We start from the raw sequence: 4,926 nt of genomic DNA, 5'->3' as shown, positions 1-4,926 counted from the left end.
CCGTCGCGCTCCATCCGGGCCACGGTCTGCGAGACGGTCGGTCCGCTCTGCTCGAGCCGCTCCGCGATGCGCGCGCGCAGCGGGACGATTCCCTCCTCTTCGAGGTCGTAGATCGTGCGCAAGTACATCTCGGTGGTGTCGACCAGATCGTTCACGAGTGCCTCAGTCCTTTCGCCACAGTTCAGGTTACCCGGATGCAGTGACCACCGAGGCACGTGTGTCGCGCGCCGGAGCTTTCACGAGAATCTTGCGGCACGAGACACTAGCGTGCAGGTGTGACGTGCGAAGTGGAGCAGCAGTGAATACGGCGATCATCTGGAGTGACGAGTTCCTCGACTACAAGTGGGCGTACACGCACCCGATGAGTCCGATCCGCCTGGCTCTGACGATGGACCTGGCCCGCAGCCTGGGTGTGCTGGACGGTGTCGACACCGTCGCGCCGCTGCCGGTGGACGACGAGACGCTCCGGACTGTGCACACCCAGGGCTACATCGACGCCGTTCGTGCTGTCGGCTCCGGAATGGCGTCCCTGAGCGGCCCGATGCTGGAGCGGCTCTTCGGGCTCGGGAGCGAGGACAATCCGGTCTTCGACAACATGCACGAGGCGGGCTCGATGCTGGTGGGCGGGACTCTCGCGGCCGCGCAGGCGGTGCACTCGGGGGCCGTGCAGCGCGCGGTCAACATCGGGGGCGGCATGCACCACGCGATGGCTGGTCACGCTGCGGGTTTCTGCATCTACAACGATGCCTCGATCGCGATCGAGTGGCTGCTGGCACAGGGCTACGACCGCATCGCCTACGTCGACATCGATGCGCACCACGGGGACGGCGTTCAGGTGCAGTTCGAGAACGATCCGCGGGTGATGACCATCTCGCTGCACCAGCACCCGGCGACACTCTGGCCGGGCACCGGCTGGCCCACCGAGGTCGGCTCCGACCGCGCAGCGGGGACCGCCGTCAACGTCGCATTGATGCCGGGAATCGAAGACCGACTGTGGCTCAGAGCCTTTCACGCGGTCGTCCCCTCGATGATCGCCGCGTACAAACCACAGATCCTCCTCACGCAGATCGGCGTCGACAGCCACCGCGCAGATCCGCTGACCGACCTGGCCCTGACCGTCGACGGCCAGGCCGCGGCGATGCGCGCTCTGCGCGACCTCGCCGACAAGTACTGCGAGGGACGGTGGATCGCGGTCGGCGGAGGCGGCTACGGCGTCATCAACGTGGTTCCGCGGGCCTGGACCCATCTGATCGCGACGGCCCTCGACCGCGACGTCGACACCCGGACGCCGGTCGGTGCGGAGTGGATGGAGACCGCCGTCGACCTGGCGGGCAAGGTCCACCCCGACTACGCACGTCCGCCGGTGGGCATGATGGGAGACAACGGCGACGTCGGCTACGTGCCCTGGGACGGGGACGCGGGGGCGCCGCCGCCGGCCGGCATCCCCGATGCCGCTCAGCAACAGACCGACCGCGCGATTCTGGCCACCAGGCGCGCGGCCTTCCCCCTGCACGGACTCGACCCGGAGGACCCTCGTGACTGACGCTCCCACTCCTGACGCCGCGGACGCGACCGACCCGGCCGGCGAGCAGGCCGACCACGCCGATCGGGGTGGCACCGGCGAGGGAGCCCGCGAGCCCGGCGCTGACAGGTTCCCGCGGCACTGGGCCGCCGACGTGCTGGCCTCCGACGGCGGTGTGGTCCACCTTCGGCCGATCACTCCCGCCGACGCCGATGCCCTGGTGCGCTTCCACGAAGGACTCTCTGAGCGCACCCGGTATCTGCGCTACTTCGGCCCGACGCCGACGTTGCCGGCGCGCGAGGTGGTGCGCATGACGACCGTCGACTATCGCAATCGGGTGGCGTTCCTCGCGTGGCTGGGCGACGACGTCATCGCGATGGGGCTGTACGAAGGGCTGGAGGCGAGCGGCAAGCCGGGCTCGGCCGAAGTGGCCTTCGTCGTCGCCGATGCGCACCAGGGCCGCGGACTGGGCCCGATCCTGCTCGAGCACCTGGCCGGAGCGGCCGCTGAGAACGGGTTCACCAAGTTCGAGGCCGAGGTCCTGTCGGAGAACCCGAACATGGTCGCGGTGTTCAAGGATGCGGGCTACCAGGTGAGCCGGGCCTTCGACGGCTCCACGGTCCATGTGGAGTTCGAGATCGACCCCACCGATGCGCTGACCTCGGTGCGGAACGCGCGCGAACGGGCGTCGGAGGCACGCAGCATCGCCAACCTGCTCCGGCCGCGCTCGGTGGCGGTCATCGGCGCCTCGGTGGACCCGAGGAAGGTCGGTCACGTCTTGCTCAGCAACCTGATCGCGGGTGGATCGACCGGACCGGTCTATCCGGTCGGGCAGGCCCGCTCGGTCAACGGGATCCGTGCGTATGAGCGTGTGATGGACATCCCCGATCCGGTCGACCTGGCGGTGGTGGCCGTGCCGGCGTCCGGGATGACCGACGTGCTCGACGACTGTCTGGCCAAGGGCGTCAAGACCCTGGTCGTGGTCTCGTCCGGCTTCGGCGAACTCGGTGCCGAAGGCCTGCAGACCGAGCGTGCGCTGCTGCAGCAGGTGCGCGCGCACGGGATGCGGCTGGTCGGGCCGAACGCGCTCGGCGTCGTGAACAACGACCCGGACGTCCGGCTCAACGCCACTCTGGCACCGCGGATCCCGGGTCCCGGGCGCGTCGGCTTCTTCTGCCAGTCGGGCGCCCTGGGCATCGCTATCCTGGCCACTGCAGCGCAACGCAACCTCGGCCTGTCGACGTTCGTCTCGGCCGGCAACCGCGCCGACGTCTCGGGCAACGACCTGCTGCAGTATTGGGACTCCGACGATTCGACCGACGTCGTGCTGCTCTACCTGGAGAACTTCGGCAATCCGCGCAAGTTCGGCCGGATCGCCCGCCGGGTGACGCGCAACAAGCCGGTGATCGCGATCAAGTCCGGCCGCGGCGCCATGACCAGGGTCGGGGAGCAGGGCGAGCGGTTCGGCGCCGTCGACGACCGCATCGCCCAGATGGTGCTGGCGCAGGCCGGGGTGCTCCAGGTCGACACGCTGTCCGACCTCTTCGACGCGGCCACCGTCCTGGCGTATCAGCCGTTGCCGGTCGGTCCGCGCACCGCGATCATCGGCAACTCGTCGGTGATCGCCGCACTCGCGGCGAACACCGCGCGGAGCTCCGGCCTGGACGTGGTGCTGCAGGTGGACTTGGGGCCTGGCGTGACCGAAGAGGATCTCGCCCAGGCGGTCTCGACCGCCGTCGACGATCCCGGGGTCGACGCGGTGATCGTGGTCTTCGTGCCGCCGGTCGCCGTCGACGCCGACGGCTATTCACGGGCGCTGATGGGGGCGGTCACCGGAAGCGTCGAGTCGGCCGGCAAGCCGATCGTGACCACCTTTCTGGCGGTCGAGGGCATCCCGGAGGGATTGTCGATCCCGGGCGAGTCCGGGATGCCCACGCGCGGCTCGATTCCGTCGTACCCGACTCCCGAGCGCGCCGCCGGCGCCCTAGCGCTGAGTTGGCGGTATGCCCGCTGGCGTACCCGGCCCGACGCCGAAGAGGTGTTGCTGGAGGGGATCTCGACTGAACACGCGCGCAGCTATGTGCGCGAGCTGATCGGCGAGGGGGCTCGTGAACTCACCTCCGTGGAAGCGGCCACGGTGCTGGCCTGGTACGGCATCGACGTGGTCGAGTTCCGTGAGGCGTCGACGCTGCACGAGGCCTCGTCTGCTGCCCGTGAACTCGGCTTTCCGGTCGCCGTCAAAGCCACCGGGCGCGACTGGGTCGGTCGGCTGGACCGCGAAGGCGCCCGGCTGGATCTCGGTGACGCGACGGCGGTGATCACCGCCTTCGCCGAGTTGCAGCAGCTGACCGGGGAGACGACGCTGCAGGTCCAGCGCATGGCGGCCAAGGGCCTCGGGGTGTGTATCCGGGCCACCGAGGACAGCTCCTACGGGTCGGTGATCTCCTTCGGGCTGTCCGGCAGGCTCTTCGAGTCGCTCGGAGATCGCAGCTATCGTGCGGTCCCGCTCACCGTCGACGACGCCCGCGACCTGCTCGCCGAACCCCGGTCGGCGCAGATGCTGGCCGGCGGGGCGGGTGAGCCGCCCGCTGACGTGGAGGCGCTCATCGACATGGTGCTGCGCGTATCGGCACTGGTCGAGGAGGTCCCGGAGATCCGCGGGGTCAACCTGGACCCGATCCTGTCGTCGGACGGCGGCACGGAGGTACTGGCTGCTCAGATCACCATCGGCCCGGTACCGGCGCTGGCCGACACGGGTCCGCGTCGCTTGCGCTGACCGCCGACGACGCTCGACGACGAGGTCCCCGCTCTCCGGCGGAGAGCGGGGACCTCGTGTCTGCGGCGATCGCGGCGGCGGTCAGCTGGCGTACGCGCGGAGTTTGTCGGCGCGGTCGCCCTGACGCAGCTTGCCCATCACCTCGCGCTCGATCTGACGGACTCGTTCGCGCGACAGTCCGAAGGTGCGGCCGATCTGGTCCAGGGTGCGCGGCTGACCGTCGTCGAGGCCGAAGCGCAGGGTGATCACCTGGCGTTCCCGCTCGTCCAGCGTGCTCAGGACCTTGCGGATGTCCGAGTGCAGCAGGCTGGAGATCACGACGTTCTCGGCGGAGGTGGCTTCGCTGTCTTCGATGAAGTCGCCCAGCGGCGCCTCCTCGTCGGCGCCGACCGGCATGTCCAGGCTCACCGGATCGCGGCTGTGATCCATGAGGTCGGCGATCTTCTCGGCCGGGATGCCGGTCTCGGCGGCCAACTCGTCGTCGGTCGCCTCGCGACCGAGCTGCTGGTGCAACTCGCGGCGGATCCGGGCGATCTTGTTCACCTGTTCCACCAGGTGGACGGGAAGACGGATGGTGCGGCTCTGGTCGGCCATGCCGCGGCTGATCGCCTGGCGGATCCACCAGGTG

Annotated in this window: 3 protein-coding genes and 1 pseudogene; 2 read left to right on the top strand and 2 right to left on the bottom strand. The window is 69.5% G+C overall.

From position 1 onward, the window contains the following. Positions 1-155: pseudogene (locus tag GX543_RS13095) on the bottom strand (dihydrofolate reductase); the annotation flags it as partial. Positions 156-298: 143 nt separating this feature from the next. Here GX543_RS13095 and GX543_RS13090 point away from each other — a divergent pair. Together GX543_RS13090 and GX543_RS13085 are read left to right on the top strand one after the other, a co-directional pair. After that, a complete protein-coding gene (locus GX543_RS13090) occupies positions 299-1,543 on the top strand; it encodes an acetoin utilization protein AcuC (RefSeq protein ID WP_105942234.1) in 1,245 nt (414 codons plus the stop codon). Next, a complete protein-coding gene (locus tag GX543_RS13085) occupies positions 1,536-4,298 on the top strand; it encodes a bifunctional GNAT family N-acetyltransferase/acetate--CoA ligase family protein (RefSeq protein WP_105942235.1) in 2,763 nt (920 codons plus the stop codon). Before GX543_RS13090 ends, GX543_RS13085 begins: the two co-directional genes overlap by 8 nt. Positions 4,299-4,379: 81 nt before the next feature. On the opposite strand, the gene GX543_RS13080 is transcribed toward GX543_RS13085, so the two are convergent. After that, positions 4,380-4,926 (bottom strand): sigma-70 family RNA polymerase sigma factor (locus GX543_RS13080; RefSeq protein WP_290852428.1); only part of this gene is annotated, 547 nt, incomplete at its 5' end.

The organism is Gordonia sp. (in: high G+C Gram-positive bacteria) (genome assembly GCF_012515855.1).
In the GTDB taxonomy this organism is placed as follows: Bacteria; Actinomycetota; Actinomycetes; order Mycobacteriales; family Mycobacteriaceae; genus Gordonia.
Note: the sequence above shows the minus strand (reverse complement) of the source record. Positions and strands in the feature narration are given on the sequence as shown.